Origin of the sequence: Polaromonas sp. CG_23.6, from assembly GCF_029892315.1 — a bacterium.
Lineage (GTDB): Bacteria > Pseudomonadota > Gammaproteobacteria > Burkholderiales > Burkholderiaceae_C > Polaromonas.
In genome coordinates this window covers 1,468,136-1,483,969 of the sequence record NZ_JARXUY010000001.1, presented here as the reverse complement: position 1 = coordinate 1,483,969, position 15,834 = coordinate 1,468,136, and the positions used below count along the sequence as shown (strand labels likewise).

Annotated in this window: 14 protein-coding genes and 1 tRNA gene; 7 read left to right on the top strand and 8 right to left on the bottom strand. The window is 63.7% G+C overall.

Going from position 1 to position 15,834, the window contains the following annotated elements; all coding sequences use genetic code 11:
- Both H4V98_RS07025 and H4V98_RS07020 read left to right on the top strand, forming a co-directional pair.
- On the top strand, positions 1-981 hold the full coding sequence (locus tag H4V98_RS07025) for a CvpA family protein (RefSeq protein WP_196861572.1): 981 nt from the start codon (positions 1-3) through the stop codon (positions 979-981).
- A gap of 376 nt (positions 982-1,357) precedes the next feature.
- Positions 1,358-2,320 carry a tripartite tricarboxylate transporter substrate binding protein gene (locus H4V98_RS07020; RefSeq protein ID WP_196861571.1) on the top strand — a complete coding sequence of 321 codons (963 nt, stop codon included), beginning with the start codon at positions 1,358-1,360 and terminating at the stop codon, positions 2,318-2,320.
- Positions 2,321-2,411: 91 nt separating this feature from the next.
- Here H4V98_RS07020 and H4V98_RS07015 read toward each other — a convergent pair whose 3' ends face one another.
- Positions 2,412-2,642, bottom strand: a complete 231-nt coding sequence (locus tag H4V98_RS07015; protein WP_196861570.1) for a hypothetical protein — start codon at positions 2,640-2,642, stop codon at positions 2,412-2,414.
- A gap of 317 nt (positions 2,643-2,959) precedes the next feature.
- The gene (locus H4V98_RS07010) at positions 2,960-4,306 is read right to left on the bottom strand and encodes a glycerate kinase (protein ID WP_196861569.1); all 1,347 of its coding nucleotides are present in this window, start codon (positions 4,304-4,306) and stop codon (positions 2,960-2,962) included.
- An 86-nt stretch (positions 4,307-4,392) separates the two neighbouring features.
- Here H4V98_RS07010 and H4V98_RS07005 point away from each other — a divergent pair, with 86 nt between their 5' ends.
- Positions 4,393-4,725, top strand: a complete 333-nt coding sequence (locus tag H4V98_RS07005; RefSeq protein ID WP_196861568.1) for an SMR family transporter — start codon at positions 4,393-4,395, stop codon at positions 4,723-4,725.
- A gap of 515 nt (positions 4,726-5,240) precedes the next feature.
- On the top strand, positions 5,241-5,750 hold the full coding sequence (locus tag H4V98_RS07000; protein WP_196861567.1) for a hypothetical protein: 510 nt from the start codon (positions 5,241-5,243) through the stop codon (positions 5,748-5,750).
- 278 nt (positions 5,751-6,028) lie between these two features.
- Here the strand turns inward: H4V98_RS07000 and H4V98_RS06995 are convergent, their stop codons facing one another.
- Positions 6,029-7,045, bottom strand: a complete 1,017-nt coding sequence (locus H4V98_RS06995) for a tripartite tricarboxylate transporter substrate binding protein (protein WP_196861566.1) — start codon at positions 7,043-7,045, stop codon at positions 6,029-6,031.
- A 208-nt stretch (positions 7,046-7,253) separates the two neighbouring features.
- On the opposite strand from H4V98_RS06995, the gene H4V98_RS06990 reads away from it, so the two are divergent.
- A complete protein-coding gene (locus H4V98_RS06990; RefSeq protein WP_196861565.1) occupies positions 7,254-9,551 on the top strand; it encodes an NADP-dependent malic enzyme in 2,298 nt (765 codons plus the stop codon).
- A 511-nt stretch (positions 9,552-10,062) separates the two neighbouring features.
- On the opposite strand, the gene H4V98_RS06985 is transcribed toward H4V98_RS06990, so the two are convergent.
- The 5 genes from H4V98_RS06985 to H4V98_RS06965 form a co-directional block, all read right to left on the bottom strand.
- Positions 10,063-10,150: transfer RNA gene (locus H4V98_RS06985), tRNA-Ser, on the bottom strand.
- 52 nt (positions 10,151-10,202) lie between these two features.
- On the bottom strand, positions 10,203-11,537 hold the full coding sequence (gene serS, locus H4V98_RS06980) for a serine--tRNA ligase (protein ID WP_196861564.1): 1,335 nt from the start codon (positions 11,535-11,537) through the stop codon (positions 10,203-10,205).
- A 49-nt stretch (positions 11,538-11,586) separates the two neighbouring features.
- Positions 11,587-12,531 carry a threonine/serine dehydratase gene (locus H4V98_RS06975; RefSeq protein WP_196861563.1) on the bottom strand — a complete coding sequence of 315 codons (945 nt, stop codon included), beginning with the start codon at positions 12,529-12,531 and terminating at the stop codon, positions 11,587-11,589.
- A 6-nt stretch (positions 12,532-12,537) separates the two neighbouring features.
- Positions 12,538-13,509 (bottom strand): 4-hydroxy-3-methylbut-2-enyl diphosphate reductase, encoded by a 972-nt coding sequence (gene ispH / locus H4V98_RS06970; RefSeq protein ID WP_196861821.1) that lies wholly within the window; start codon positions 13,507-13,509, stop codon positions 12,538-12,540.
- Between the two features lie 104 nt (positions 13,510-13,613).
- Positions 13,614-14,099 carry an FKBP-type peptidyl-prolyl cis-trans isomerase gene (locus H4V98_RS06965; protein ID WP_196861562.1) on the bottom strand — a complete coding sequence of 162 codons (486 nt, stop codon included), beginning with the start codon at positions 14,097-14,099 and terminating at the stop codon, positions 13,614-13,616.
- Between the two features lie 192 nt (positions 14,100-14,291).
- Between H4V98_RS06965 and radC the strand changes: the two genes are divergently transcribed.
- Positions 14,292-14,966, top strand: coding sequence for a DNA repair protein RadC (radC, locus tag H4V98_RS06960; protein WP_196861561.1), 675 nt, complete (start codon positions 14,292-14,294; stop codon positions 14,964-14,966).
- 45 nt (positions 14,967-15,011) lie between these two features.
- Positions 15,012-15,692, top strand: coding sequence for a Smr/MutS family protein (locus tag H4V98_RS06955; RefSeq protein WP_196861560.1), 681 nt, complete (start codon positions 15,012-15,014; stop codon positions 15,690-15,692).
- The last annotated feature ends 142 nt before the right edge of the window (positions 15,693-15,834 follow it).

Genomic DNA, 15,834 nt, shown 5'->3' with positions numbered 1-15,834 from the left:
ATGAACGAATTTGACCTGTCTTCCCTGAACCTGATCGACGCCTTGCTGGCGCTCATCGTAATTGTCGGTTTATGGGGTGGATGGGGCCGGGGCTTCCTGAGGGCCGCGCTGCAGTTGTTCACGCTCGCGGCCAGCCTGGTGCTGGCCTTCGTCGGCTATCCCTACCCTCAGGCGTGGCTGCAGGCCGGGGCGCCGGCGCTGGGCGTGTGGACGGCGCCGCTGAGTTTTCTGGCGACCTACATCCTGGCGCACCTGGTCATTGGCAGAGTAGCTGGTGCTCTGGCGGGCATGTTTGCGCGCACCGTGCACGCGCACGGCATCAACCGGACGCTGGGGCTGGCGCCGGGAGCGGTCAACGGCTTGATCAACGCCATGCTGGTGTCGCTGCTGTTGCTCACGCTGCCGCTGTCCGACGGGCTGAGCAAGCTGGCCCGAGAAAGCGCGCTGGCCGGCCAGTTGTCAGTGCCGGCGCAATGGCTGGAAGCCCGGCTGGCACCCATCTTCCATCCGGCATTGCAACGCAGCCTGCAGGCGATGACCGTGCCTGCAGAGCCGCATTCAACCCTCAAACTTCCTTTTCAGGTGAAGGCTCCGAAGGTTCGGCCCGACCTGGAAGCGCGCATGCTCGACATGGTCAACGCAGAGCGCACCGCCCAGGGGCTGCGGCCGCTGCAGGCGGACCCGGCGCTGGCCGAGGTGGCACGCGCGCACAGCCGCGACATGTTGGCGCGCAGCTATTTCTCGCACACCAACCCCGAGGCTCAAGAGGCTTTCGACCGCATGCGACAGGCCGGCATCACCTATCGGATCGCCGGTGAAAACCTGGCGCTGGCGCAAACCCTGCCCATGGCGCACCAGGGTCTGATGAACTCGCCCGGCCACCGGGCCAACATCCTGCTGCCCCGCTATGGCCGAGTTGGCATCGGCGTGCTCGATGGCGGCAGATACGGGCTGATGGTCACGCAGAATTTTCGCAACTGAGCGCGAACCCGGCTCCGCTTCGTCATCTTCTCCAAACAGGGAAACCTTTGGGGCACATTCTTTGCGCAACACCCAATGCACACGTATGGATTGAGTTCTGCACTCGACAGCGCAGGGTGAACGAAAAAAAGGAATTCAGCATGCGAGCCGCTTTAGCGCTTTAGCGCTTTAGCGCTTTAGCGCTTTACCGCTTTACCGGCTTGACGGCCATCGCCAAAGAAGAAGCCCGGCATTTGCCAGCCAAGGGAAATCCCAGTGTTTGCCAAAGAACACGCGCCCTAGAATTGGCCACCACGACGTGCCCGGCAGCACGGGGCGTGAAATTCATGGCCCCAGCACTGCCGGTCCATTTCCAAGCCCTTCACCGAGACTATCGATGCTACGCAAACTATTTTCATTCCTGCTGATGGCATGCGCTTTGAGCGCGGCGCTGGCGCAGACCTACCCGGCCAAGCCGATTCGCATGATCGTTCCCTTTCCGCCCGGCGGCGGCACCGACATCCTGTCGCGGCTGGTGGCCAACAAGCTGACCGAAGTGAGCAAGTGGACGGTGATTCCCGACAACCGGGGTGGGGCTGGCGGCACTATCGGGATTGCCGAAGCCGCGCGGGCCGCCCCCACCGGCTACGAGATGGTGATGGGCCAGAAAGACAACATGGTGGTGGCGCCGTGGCTGTACAAAAGCCTGAGCTACGACCCGACCAAGGACCTGGTGGCCGTGGCCCATGTGGCCTACACGCCGGTGGTGATCGTCACCGGCATCAACTCCCGCTTCAAGACGCTGGCCGATGTGGTGGCAGCCGCCAAGGCCGCTCCCGACCAGATCACCTATGGCTCGCCCGGCAACGGCACGACCATTCACCTGGCGGGCGAAATCTTCAACACGGCGGCCGGCATCAAGCTGCGCCACATTCCCTACAAGGGTTCCAACCCCGCCATGATGGACGTGCTGGCCGGCAATGTGGACCTGATGGTGTCGTCGCTGCCATCGGCCATGGGCCAGATCAAGGCCGGCAAGCTGCGTGCCCTGGCGGTGACATCGGCCAAGCGAAGCACGTCGCTGACCGAGGTGCCCACGGTGGCCGAACTGGGCTTCAAGGACTTTGATGTGAGCACCTGGTATGGCCTGTTCATGCCGGCAGGCACACCGAAGGAAATCGTCGCGACCGTCAACGCCGAGGTCAACAAGCTGCTGGCCACGCCCGACATCAAAAGCGCCATCAATGCCCAGGGCGCCGAGACGCAGACCATGACGCCCGAGCAGTTTTCCACCCTGCTCAAGACCGACTACCAGAAATGGAAGGGCATCGTGCAGGCCTCCGGCGCAACCATCGAATAAGCCTCTGGCCATATTTTGCCCAAGGGACGGCAGGGCTGTCCCTTTTTCACGTGCGGGTCAAAGTGACAAGACCGAATCCTGCAAGGACAGCTTAAAAACCCAAGCCGATGCCCACGCCGCTGCCCCAGCTTCCCAGACCAATGCCCAAGCCGACGCGGGGCACGCGGCGCGGCACCACTTCAACCGGAACGCCATTGGCGTCCTGCGTCACGACCGGGTAAGCGGCATTGGCATTGGGGTTGGCGTTGACATTAGAACCGGGTGGCGCTGCGGCGCATCCGGCCATTGAGGCGATCAAGGCGGCGGTTAACCAGGGTTTCATTGCGGGGCTCCTGCAGTTGATACCCAAAATGGTAGGGGCCCCGACCGGTGCCTATCGGGCGTCGCCGAAAAGCCATCCTGCCATGCTGGATTTTGGCTGTTGCGCACGGGCGCTGCCAGGCGTGGTTGCACTCTGGCGTGACGCGCTTGAACAGCAAGTCAACATGTCCCCCCACGCCTGAGGGTGAAGGGAGAAGTCGCGCCGATAATGCTGCCCCAATTGGGTGCCAGGGCACATGAGGACAAGGCGTTTTGGCAAGCAGATCAAGGACCGGCACGCCATGCACAATTGACAATACCAGCCATCGCGCAGCCGTATTACAAAATCAAAATCGCCCGGAAATCGTTGACGTTGGTATAAGTCGGTCCGCTGACGACCAGATCACCCAACGGGTTGAAGTAGCCATAGGCATCATTGCGGTCGAGGAACTGGTCCAGCTTCATTCCGGCGGCCAGTGCGCGCACCAGCGTGTCGGGCGCGACGCAAGCGCCGGCATTGACTTCAACGCCGTCAATGCCGTCGGTGTCGGCCGCCAGCGCATACACGCCCGGCTGGCCCTGCAGGCCCAGCGCCAGTCCCATGCAGAACTCACCGGCCCGGCCACCGCGCCCGCGAGGTGTGCCGGGCGCCTGCTTGCGGATGGTGACGGTGGTTTCACCGCCGCTCAGAATCACGCACGGCTTTTGAAACGGCTGGTTTTTCAGGGCCACGGCGCGGGCCAGCGCCGCATGCACCTTGCCGACTTCGCGCGACTCGCCTTCCATTTCATCGCTCAGGATGTAAGCCATCAGTCCGGCGGCGCGGGCGGCGTCGGCGGCCGCTTGCAGGCTTTGCTGGGGCGTGGCAATCAGGTGGACTTCATGGCCGTCAAATACTGGATCGCCAGGTTTTGGCGTCTCCAGCGCGCCCTGCTCCAGCAGGCGCATGATGTCGCCGGGCACCTCAATGGCGTAGCGCTGGAGAATGGCGACGGCCTCGGCGCAGCTGGTAGCGTCGGGCACGGTCGGGCCGCTGGCGATGATCGACGGGTCGTCACCCGGCACGTCACTGATGGTCAGCGTGACGACTCTGGCCGGCGCGCAGGCAGCCGCCAGCCGTCCGCCCTTGATGCGCGACAGGTGCTTGCGCACGCAGTTCATTTCGCTGATGTTGGCGCCGCTGTTGAGCAGCGCCTTGTTGACAGCCTGTTTTTCTTCCAGGCTCAGACCCTCGGCCGGCAAGGCCAGCAGCGACGAGCCGCCGCCCGAGATCAGGCACAGCACCAGGTCGTTTTTACTCAAACCTTGAACCATCGCCAGGATGCGCCCGGCTGCCGCCTGTCCGGCTTCATCCGGCACCGGATGGGAGGCCTCGACGACTTCGATGCGCTGCGCCAGGCCTTCGGGGCGCGGCGGCACATGGTCGTAGCGCGTCACGACCAGGCCTTCGAGCGGCGCATCCGCCGGCCAATGCGCTTCAACCGCCTGCGCCATCGCCCCGCCGGCCTTGCCCGCGCCAATCACGATGGTGCGGCCGCCGCTCTCGGACGTGGGCGGCTCAGGCAAAAACCGGGCTGTGTTGGCCAGCGGCAGGGCACGCGTGACGGCGACCTGGAACAGGTGGTCGAGAAACCGGCGCGGCTGCGCCTGCACGTCGGAAAGGGAATGAAACGAGGGTGTGGTCATGAAATGGTTGCCTCCAGAGCGGATTGTGCAACGCAGCCTACCCCTAAAATTGTCGTTTCTCTTTGAACCTTCTGAAAGCGTGGCGCATGAATGCTTATCTTGCCCTGGGCATTGCCATTGTTGCCGAGGTGGTCGCCACCACGGCCCTGAAAGCCAGCGACAGCTTCACGCACGGCCTGACTTCGGCGCTGGCCGTGGCTGGTTACGCCGTCGCCTTCTACTTCCTGAGCATCACCCTGCGGTCCATGCCGACCGGCATTGCCTACGCCATCTGGGCGGGGTTGGGCATCGTGCTGATCACGATTGCCAGCTTCGTGATTTACCGCCAGACCATCGACCTGCCTGGCCTGCTGGGCATGGGGCTGATCATTGCGGGCGTTGTGGTGCTCAATGTGTTTTCAAAGTCGGCGGTGCATTGATGCCGGAAAACCGGCAGGGCCGGAATACCGAATACATGTATTTTTCATGACCAAATAGTGACTTTGCGCACGTTCTTATTGCACAGCCAGCTATTGATTAGATAGCAGACAGTCTTCACACCCTGCCCGGCGACACGCTTGGCGTATGCAACAACTTCGCCGCTACCTGTACCGCCATCACTTCGGGTGCCTTGCCCATGACGCACAAATCGCCCATCGGACAGCCAACCTGCGCCCGTTCATCCTGCTTGTCGCCACGCGCTTGCAGCCGGCGGGCGGGTCAGCCCTGCAAAAAAGTGTTCGGCACAATGGACGAAATGGCTGAAAATCCATGAACAAACCGTCTTGAAATGAAACCCCTGCAGATGAAACCCCGTGCTTTCGGCGGCCGGCACAGGCTTGGTGCGCTTCAGTCCTTGTGGCCGGATGCCTGGTTGCCCGGTCGATGCCGCCACTGTTCATGGTGCACCCGGACGGCTCAGGGCCCGTACAAATCACCTTAACAAAATTTGCCTATGTCTGAATCCAAACTCCGCCGATTCTGGCTGCTCCGTTGGCTGACAGGCGCTGCCGCGCTGGTGGCCAGCGCGTGCAAGATGGCGCCTTTGCCTGCCCCCGTTTCTGAACCGGTCCAGCCGCCCGGTGTTGTCGGGCCCGTGCCTGGCAACCGGGGCTCAGCCCGCAATTCCTCGGCGGCATCGCCCCGCGCCTACCGGGAAGACGGCGCCACCCACCTGTACGGGCTGAATGCCGACCGCATCTACAAGGGCCGGATGCCGCCGTTGCTGTACGCCGTGGGCGTGATCAATGTCGAAATCGACCGGGTCGGCCGCGTGACCCGGCTGGACTGGCTGCGGGCGCCGCGCCATGCGCCTGAAGTGATGGCCGACATCGAACGCACCATCCGGCAGGCCTCGCCGTTTCCGGCGCCGGTGCGGCTGGGCAAGGTGGTCTATACCGACACCTGGCTTTGGCACAAAAGCGGCAAGTTCCAGCTTGACACGCTGACCGAAGGGCAGGACTGAACGCCCCCACGGTCGCTCACTTCGTGTAGCTCCCTGCCCCCCGAGGGGGCCGCTGCGCCTGCGGCCCGGCGAAGCCGGTTCCGCGGCCCCTGCTGGCGGGGAAAGTGTCACCCCCCCCCCCCGCTACCCACTGCGTGTGGTTCGCTGCCCCCCGAGGGGGCGCTGCGCCTGCGGCCTGGCAAAGCCAGTTCCGCGGCCCCTGCTGGGTGGGAGGTGTCGCACCGACGCTTGTTGAAAGGATGCTGTTGCAGTCTTTCCTTTGCCCGCAGATGCGCGGGCTATTCGATCTTCAGGTTCTGCGTCTTCACGACATTGCGCCAGGCGCGGTAATCGGCTTCGATGAAGTGGCCGAGCAGCGCGGGTGAGCCGGGTGCGGCTTCGACGGCATCGGCCTTGAAGCGGGCCAGCACCTCCGGCAGCGCCACAACCTTGTTGAGGGCCGCATTCAGGCTGTTGACGATGGCGGGCGGGGTGCCGGCCGGGGCCATGAGCGCAAAGTAATTCACCACGTCGATGCCTGGCAAGCCGGCCTCGGCCATGCTGGGCACGTCGGGAAGCGCACTGGAACGTTTGGCGCTGGTCACCGCCAGCGGCTTGATGCTGCCGTTTTTTATGAACGGCAGAAGGGCCGGAATGGTGCCGGTGACCAGCTGGATCTGCCCGCCGATCATGTCCATCGTCGCCGGCGCCACACCCCGGTAGGGAATGTGCGTGATGAAAGTGCCGGTGCGCGCCTTGAGCAGTTCGAGCACCAGGTGGTTCACGCCGCCAGCGCCCGCCGAGCCGTAATTGAGCACGCCGGGCTGCCGCCTGGCCAGCGCGATCAGTTCCTGCATGCTGCTGGCCGGCAGCGCGGTGTTGGCGGCCCAGACCAGCGGCCCGGTGGCAATCATGCCGACCGGCATGAACTGGCGCAGCGGGTCGTAGTGCGCGCCGGGCACCGACGCGGCCACGGTGGTGAAGGGCGATGCGGCCAGCAGCAGCGTGTAGCCGTCGGCCGGCGCCTGCGCGACGTATTGCGTGCCGATGGCGCCTGAGGCGCCGGCGCGGTTGTCAACGACAAAGGTCGCATTCATGACCTCGCCGAGCTTTTGCGCCACCAGCCGGGCCATCGCATCGGTGCCCGCGCCGGGGGCAAAAGGCACGACGATGCGGACGGCGCGTTCGGGGTACACCGCCAACGGCGTGGACACGCCTTGCGCTAGCGCGGCCGGCATCCACAGGCCCACCACGGCGGCGGCTGACAGCGTCAGCGCCTGGCGACGGCGCGGGATGGCTTTTGAATCGACAGGCATGGTTGCGCGAAAAAGTGGGGAATAGCCAGATTGTCGCCTCGGACGATGACAACGGCATGACGGGTCAGCGCACGCTGCAGCCGTCCCGCTTGCGCTGCAAAAAAATCTCTTGGAGCCGTCGCCATGCAACCGTCCTGCAAGAGACCTTGCGCATTTGCAGTACCCTTTGCTTTTTCAGCACGTGTTCAACAAAAAGTCAGGAGACACCATGGATAAAGCCCTTTCCTCCGCCGAAATGGCGCTGCGCGAAGCCGCACGCGACTACCACCGCCTGCCCACACGCGGCAAGATTTCGGTCAATCCCACCAAGCCCCTGTCCAACCAGCGCGACCTGTCGCTGGCCTATTCGCCCGGCGTGGCCTATCCCTGCCTGGACATCCAGGCGGACCCGTCGCTGGCGCACGACTTCACCTCGCGTGGCAACCTGGTCGGCGTGATCACCAATGGCACCGCCGTATTGGGCCTGGGAAACATTGGCCCGCTGGCCGCCAAGCCGGTGATGGAAGGCAAGGGCTGCCTGTTCAAGAAGTTTGCCGGTATCGACGTGTTCGACATCGAACTGGCCGAAAACGACCCCGACAAGCTGGTCGAGATCATTGCCGCCATGGAGCCGACGCTGGGCGGCATCAACCTCGAAGACATCAAGGCGCCCGAGTGCTTCTACATCGAGAAAAAGCTGCGCGAGCGCATGAACATCCCGGTGTTTCACGATGACCAGCACGGCACCGCCATCATCTCGTCGGCTGCGCTGCTCAACGGGCTGGAGCTGGTGGGCAAGGAAATCGGCAACGTGCGCATCGCCGTCTCCGGCGCGGGCGCCGCCGCCCTCGCCTGCCTGGACGTGATGGTCGGGCTGGGCGTGCGGATCGAGAACATCTATGTCTGCGACTCCAAGGGCGTGATCTACGAAGGCCGGCCCGGCGGATTTGACGAATCCAAAGCTCGTTATGCGCAGCTAGGGGCCGAGCGCAGCATGGCCGATGCGGTCAACGGCGCCGACGTGTTTTTGGGCTGCTCGGCGGCCGGCGTCCTGACGCAGGACATGGTCAAGACCATGGCCAGCAAGCCCATCATTCTGGCGCTCGCCAACCCGGAGCCTGAAATCCGGCCCGAACTGGCCAAGGCCGTGCGGCCCGACTGCATCATCGCCACCGGCCGCTCGGACTACCCGAACCAGGTCAACAACGTACTGTGCTTTCCCTACATCTTTCGCGGCGCGCTCGACTGCGGCGCGACCAAGATCACCGAAGCCATGAAGCTGGCCTGCGTGCGCGAAATCGCCAACCTGGCCAAGGCCGACATCAGCGAGGAAGTGGCCCGGGCCTATGCTGGCCAGGAACTGACCTTTGGCCCCGACTACCTGATCCCGACGCCGTTCGACTCGCGGCTGATCTTGCGCATCGCCCCGGCGGTGGCCAAGGCCGCCGAGGCTTCTGGCGTGGCCACGCGACCGATTCAGGACATGGAAGCCTATCGCCAGAGCCTGAGCCGCTTTGTGTATTCCACCGGCATGCTGATGCGCCCGGTGTTCGGCGCCGCCCGCGCATCGTCAGCCAAGCGCGTGGCGTTTGCAGAGGGCGAGGACGAGCGCGTGCTGCGCGCTGCCCAGCTGGCGCTGGACGACGGCATCGCCACGCCGATCCTGATCGGCCGTCCGGCCGTGATCGAGACACGCATTCTGAAAGCCGGCCTGCGGATGCGCCTGGGCAAGGACGTGGAATGCGTCAACCCCGAGGACGATTCGCGCTTTCGCCAGTATTGGGAAGCCTACCACCGGCTGCTCGGCCGCGAGGGTGTCAGCCCCGAAGCCGCCAAGGCCGCCGTGCGCCGCTCGACCACCAGCATTGGCGCGCTGATGGTTCATCTGGGCGACGCCGACGCCATGCTGTGCGGCATGCACGGCCGCTTCGACGTGCACCTGGACCACATCCGCGACATCATCGGCCTGAAAGAAGGCGCGCCCGGCTTTGCCACGGTCAATGCGCTGATGCTGCCCAAGCACACGCTGTTCATCGCCGACACTTTCGTCAACGAAGACCCGAGCGCCGAGCAGCTCGCCAGCATTGCGCTGATGGCTGCCGATGAAGTGCGCCGCTTCGGGCTGCCGCCCAAAGTGGCGTTCTTGTCGCATTCCAACTACGGCTCGTCCAAGCGCTCTTCTGCCCTGAAAATGCGGCGCGCCCGCGAGCTGTTTGCCAAAATGGCGCCAGATGTGGAATGCGACGGCGAAATGCACGGCGACGCCGCCCTGTCCGAGACGATTCGCCGAAATGCGCTGATGGACACCACGCTGACCGGCGAAGCCAATATCCTGGTCTGCCCCAACCTGGATGCCGCCAACATCCTGTTCAACGTGCTGAAGGTCACCGGCGGTGAAGGCGTGACAGTCGGCCCCATCCTGCTGGGCGCCGCCGCCACGGTGCATGTCATGACGCCCTCGGCCACCGTGCGACGCATCCTGAACATGACGGCGCTGGCAGTGGCCAACGCGGGCGCGGGGCGCTGAGAGTCTGACCTGCGCCTTCCCCTATGGGGGAAGGTTGCCATGGGTCGTACTCGATTCTTGCGTCACGCTGAACCTGATTGGTCAAAGTCAAGGTTTGACAGTGTTTTGAGGGTCTTGCGCAGGTTCCGCTTGCGTAAGTCGCTATTGATTTTGTAGTGCCTGGACCGGCTCCATTCAACGACGAAGAGGGTTTGGAAATTCGGCCCTCGTTTGCATGGCCCTGAATACAAAATTATCTGCACTGTTCAACTCAGCATCCACGCTGTCGAGCAAATAGCCGTTCCATCACCTTTGCGGCACCGTCCGGTATCGTTTGACAAGCTGTGCTTGCTTTGCTAAGACCCTGACGCGCTGCCTTGCCATGTCCGAAAAACCGGTCAAGCGTACTAAAAATTGATGGCGACTTCCCCGCACACATGCAATCCAGTGCATTTTCTGGCAGGCTGGAACTGGGAAAGAATACAGGCGCCCAAGCAAAAAGCCCAAGTGAAGGATCACTTGGGCTTTTGATTGGAGGAGAGGGTGGGATTCGAACCCACGGTACCTTACGGTACGCCTGATTTCGAGTCAGGTACATTCGGCCACTCTGCCACCTCTCCAGTGTGTGGTGAGGGCAATTCTAGCAGGCTGAATGGCCGTTTCTGGCTTGCTTCAGGCCGCATGCGCCGAAAGAGTCGCCATGCCGCCCATGTAGGGCTGAAGCACTGCGGGAATATCGACGCCGCCGTCTTCGCGCTGGTAGTTTTCCAGCACCGCCACCAGCGTGCGGCCGACGGCAAGTCCGGAGCCATTCAGGGTGTGCACAAACTCGTTCTTGCCCTGCGCGTTCTTGAACCGGGCCTGCAGGCGGCGCGCCTGGAAGGCTTCGCAGTTGGACACCGAACTGATCTCCCGATACGTGCTCTGCGCGGGCAGCCAGACTTCCAGGTCGTAGGTTTTGGTGGCGCCAAACCCCATGTCGCCAGTGCACAGCAACATGACGCGGTACGGCAGGCCGAGCTTTTGCAGGATGGCCTCGGCATGGCCGGTCATGGCTTCGAGCGCTTCGTAGCTTTTTTCGGGATGAACGATCTGCACCATCTCGACCTTGTCAAACTGGTGCTGGCGGATCATGCCGCGCGTGTCACGACCGTAGCTGCCGGCCTCGGAGCGAAAACACGGCGTGTGGGCAGTGAACATCAGCGGCAATTGCGCTTCCTGGATGATTTCGTCGCGCACCAGATTGGTCAGCGGCACCTCGGCCGTCGGGATCAGGTACAGCGCGGCATTTTCGGCCTGGCCTTCCTGGCCGCCTTTTTTGGCCGCAAACAGGTCTTCCTCAAACTTGGGCAACTGGCCGGTGGCGCGCAGCGAATCGCTGTTGACGATGTAGGGAACATAGCATTCGGTGTAGCCGTGTTCGGCCGTCTGCACGTCGAGCATGAACTGCGACAGGGCGCGGTGCAACCGGGCCAGCGGGCCTTTCATGACGGTGAAGCGCGAACCGGTCAGCTTGGTGCCCAATTCGAAGTCCAGCCCCAGCGGCTGGCCGACATCGACATGGTCTTTGGGCTCAAAACTCAAGGCGGCCGGCTCGCCGCCCAGGCCTTCGAACGGGCTCCACTTGCGCACCTCGACATTGCCTGCCTCGCCGAGGCCCAGCGGGACGCTGTCGTGCGGCAGGTTGGGAACGGCCAGCAACAGCGCCTGCATCTCGATCTGGATCTGTTCAAGCCGGGCGGCAGAGGTTTCGAGCTCGGCCTTGGAGGCAACGACCATGGCCATCACGCCGCTGGCGTCCTCGCCCTTGGACTTGAGCTGGCCAATCTGTCGGGACAAGGTTCCGCGCTGGCCTTGCAGATCTTCGGTCCTGATCTGAACCGCCTTGCGTTCGGCCTCCAGCGTCTGGAAGGCCTCGACATCAAGGAAGGCTTGCGGATGCTTGCGGGTTTCCAGGCGGGCAATGGCCGAGGGCAGGTCTTTACGGAGCAGGTTGATGTCTAGCATGGGGTCGATTGTATTTTGTGCCTCAAGGGCCAGGAATGGGGTGGCCGCTTCAGTTCAGGCTGGCCGGATCGACGTTGGCGCCGCAAATGACCAGGCAGACGGTTTCGTCCGCACGCGGCACATAGCGCCGGCTGTGCAGCGCGGCCAGCGGCAAGGCGGCGGCAGGCTCGACGGCCAGCTTGAGTTCTTTCCACAGCCACAACTGCGCTGCCCGAATGGATTCATCGGTGAGCAGCAGCGCATCGCGCACCTGCGCCTGTGTGATGTCCCAGGCCAGGCTGCCGATACGCCTTGCACCCAGCGAATCGGCCGCAATGCCGCTGACCTCGACATCCACCGGCCGACCGGCCTCACGCGCCCGGAACAAAGCGGGGGCGCGCTCGGGCTCCAGCGCCACCACGCGGCTGTGCTGCCCGAACCAGCTGGCCACGCCGCCAATCAGGCCGCCGCCGCCCACGCTGACCAGCACCGAGTCCGGCAGGCCGCCCTGCCGTTCTATTTCCAGTGCCAAGGTGCCAGCACCCGCCAGCACTTCGGGCTGATCGTAGGCATGCGTCAGCAATGCGCCGGTTTCCTGCTGGCGCGCCAGGCAGGCTTGCAGCGCATCGGCATAGGCGGCGCCGCCGACCACCACGCGGGCGCCCAATGCGGCCAACCGGGCACGCTTGGCCGCGCTGGAGATGTCGGGAACAAACACTTCGCACGGCACGCCCAGTTCACGGGCCGCCGCCGCCGTGGCAATGCCCGCGTTGCCGCCCGATGCCACGATCACGCCGCTGGGCGGAATCGGGTTGGACAGCAGGCGGTTGAGCATGCCGCGCGCCTTGAAGCTGCCGCCGGTCTGCAGGTGCTCCAGCTTGAGCCAGACTTCGGCGCAGTCCACGCCCAGCGCCCGGCCAGGCAGCTTCCACAGCGGAGTTTGATGAATAAAGTGGCTGTAGCGCTCGTCGAACTTACGTTTACAGCTCTCTATTTGATAGCAATCAATGGCCATCGGCACTCAGCTCAACTGGTGGAGCTGGCTGCCGCCGAGTTCCAGCTGATGGCCCTGCGCGTCGAGCTTGAGTCCCTTGGGAAGCGGAAACTTGATGGTTTCCTCCACCCCGTCCATCTTGCGAATCGACACCGCGCCCAGTGCCTTGATGCGGTCAATCACCTGTTTGACCAAAATTTCGGGTGCCGACGCGCCCGCCGTCAGGCCAACGCGGCTTTTGCCGTCAAACCAGGTTTCCTGCAGTTCGCTGGCGTCATCGACCATGTAGGCCTCGGTGCCCAGCTTGGCGGCCAGTTCGCGCAGGCGGTTGCTGTTCGAGCTGGTCGGGCTGCCCACCACGATCAGGATATCAACCTGCGGGCTGAGCAGCTTGACAGCGTCCTGCCGGTTCTGCGTGGCGTAGCAAATGTCCTGCTGCTTGGGCTTGCGCACCTGCGGAAACCGCGCCACGATGGCTGCGCTGATTTCGGCGGCGTCGTCCACGCTCAGCGTGGTCTGCGTGACCACCGCCAGGCGCTCGGTCTGCAGCGGCGAGATGCGCGCCACGTCAGCCACGTCCTCGACCAGATGAATGCCGCTGTCGAGCTGGCCCATGGTGCCTTCGACCTCGGGGTGGCCCTTGTGGCCGATCATGATGAACTCGTAGCCTTCCTTGTTGAGCTTGGCGACCTCGACATGCACCTTGGTCACCAAGGGACAGGTGGCGTCGAAAATCTGGAAACCGCGCGCCCTGGCCTCTTCCTGCACGGCCCGGCTGACACCGTGGGCGCTGAACACCAGCGTGGCGCCGGGTGGCACATCGGACAGCTCTTCAATGAAAATCGCGCCCTTGACCTTCAGGTCGTTCACCACGTAGGTGTTGTGCACGATCTCATGGCGAACGTAGATCGGTGCGCCAAACTTGGTCAGTGCCCGCTCGACGATCTCGATCGCGCGGTCCACCCCGGCGCAAAAACCGCGCGGCTCGGCCAGCAGGATTTCTTCGAGCTGCGGGGCGGGTGTCGGTGCCGGTTCATGCTGGGGCGCAGCAAGGTTCTCCCGTGACGGAACAGCAGGCGAAGCGACAGGTATCTGGATATTTTTCACAGCACGCCGATCACGTGGACTTCAAACTCCACCGGCTGGCCAGCCAGCGGGTGGTTGAAGTCAAACTGCACGGCATTGCCGTCTTCCTTGATCTGCTGCACGGCGCCGGCGTACTGGCCCATGCCGTCAGGCGTGGGGAACTGCACGACGTCGCCCACGCTGTAGCGTTCATCCGGGTCACCCAACTCGTTTAGCAGCTTGCGCGCCACCCATTGCACCAGTTCGGGGTTGCGCTCGCCGAATGCCTCGCCGGCGGCCAGTTGCATCGTGGTGCGCGTTCCTTCTGGCAGGCCGAGCAGGCGCTGCTCGATGGCGGGCGACAACTCGCCATTGCCCAGGCTGAGCGTGGCCGGCTTGCCCTCGAAGGTGTTGATGATGCTCGCGCCGCCCGGTGCCGCCATTCGGTAATGCAGCGTCAGGAAGGAGCCTGGCTCGACCACGAGGGGCGTGGTGGACACAGTTGGGGGTTGCAAAGTGGACATAAGACTTTCGCGCCAGCCAGGGTCGGCCAGCAACAGGGACTGAACTGGCCCTATTGTAGAAAGCCCGGCTTGCGCGGGTTGGCCAGCAGGCCTTTTCATGCTTTTTCAACAGGGTTCACGGCCATGGATCGCCCTGCCCTGCGGCATACTCCACTTACTTTTGCTTGCACTTCTTCCTAAACGGCCTTATTCATGCTTCTTAAAGATCTGCCCGCAGACGCCCGTCCGCGCGAAAAACTGCTGGCGCGCGGCCCTGCGGCACTCAGCGATGCCGAATTGCTGGCGCTGCTGCTGCGCACCGGCCTGCCGGGCAAGAATGCGCTGCAGATGGGCCAGGAGTTGCTCGACAACTTTGGCGGTGTGGCCGGGCTGCTGCACACCGGACCCGAGGCGCTCAAATGCATCAAGGGACTGGGGCCGGCCAAGCGTGCCGAGATCGTCGCCGTGCTGGAACTGGCGCGGCGCGCACTGGCCGCAGAGCTGAAGGAAAAAGCGTTGTTCAGCACACCGCAGGCAGTGCGCGACTACCTTCAACTGCAGCTGGGCAGCCGTCCACACGAGATTTTTGCGGTGATGTTTTTAAACAGCCAGAACCGGTTGATTGCCCTGGAGGAAATGTTTCGCGGCACCCTGACGCAAACCAGCGTGTATCCGCGCGAGGTGGTGATCCGTGCGCTGGCGCTGAATGCCGCCAGCGTGGTGCTGGCGCACAACCATCCCAGCGGTGCGGCCGAGCCTTCGCGCGCGGACCAGATGCTGACCCATACCCTGAAAACCGCGCTGGCGCTGGTGGATGTCCGGGTGCTCGACCATTTTGTGGTGACGGCTTCGCAATCGGTCTCGATGGCCGAGCGGGGACTGCTTTAGGATGGGGCCTTTTGGCATCCATGCCCTTCCATTTCCACCGCCATCATGTTTGCGCCCTCCTTCCCACGCCAAAAAAGCCTGCTGATCCGGGACTTCAAAGATTTGCTGCCTGTGCGCCGCGAACTGGAACAGCGCGCCCAGCAGGAAGCACAACGCCAGGCCGAGGTCCGCGCTGCCGCAGCGCGGGTGCGCGCTGAACAAGAGCTGTTTTCACGCGCTGTCGGGCGCGTCATGGCGCTGGCTCCGCGACACCAGCCGGGTCTCAAGGCCAGCCTGGAACGGGCGCGACCGGCGCCAGTAGCCGAGCAGCGCCAGCGCGACGAGCTAGCGGTGATGCAGGAAGCGCTTTCCGACGGGTTTGACGTGGAAAGCCTGCTCGACACCGACGAAGCCCTGAGCTTTCGGCGCCCCGGCATCGGTGTCGATGTGGTGCGCAAGCTGCGCCGGGGCAACTGGAGCATCCAGCGCCAGCTCGACCTGCACGGTTTTCGGCGCGAGGATGCGCGCAATGCGCTCGGCGCCTTCATTCGCGACGCCAACAAAGCCGGCCTGCGCTGCGTTCGCGTGGTGCACGGCAAGGGCCTGGGCTCACCCGGCAAGACGCCGGTGCTCAAGGGCCGGGTGCAAAGCTGGCTGGTGCAGAAAAAGGAAGTGCTGGCCTTTGTGCAGGCGCGGCCGGCGCATGGCGGCGCCGGGGCACTGGTGGTCCTGCTGGCGCCGTGGTGAAAGGGCCAGCGCCTGAAACCGGTAATGCTATTGATTCAATAGCTATAAACGCCCATTCTTAAAGCGTAAAAGCCACTTTTAATACTTAATTTATCGCTCTTGCAAAGCGTGGCTGACTGCAGGCCGACAGTGTGCGCCGGTG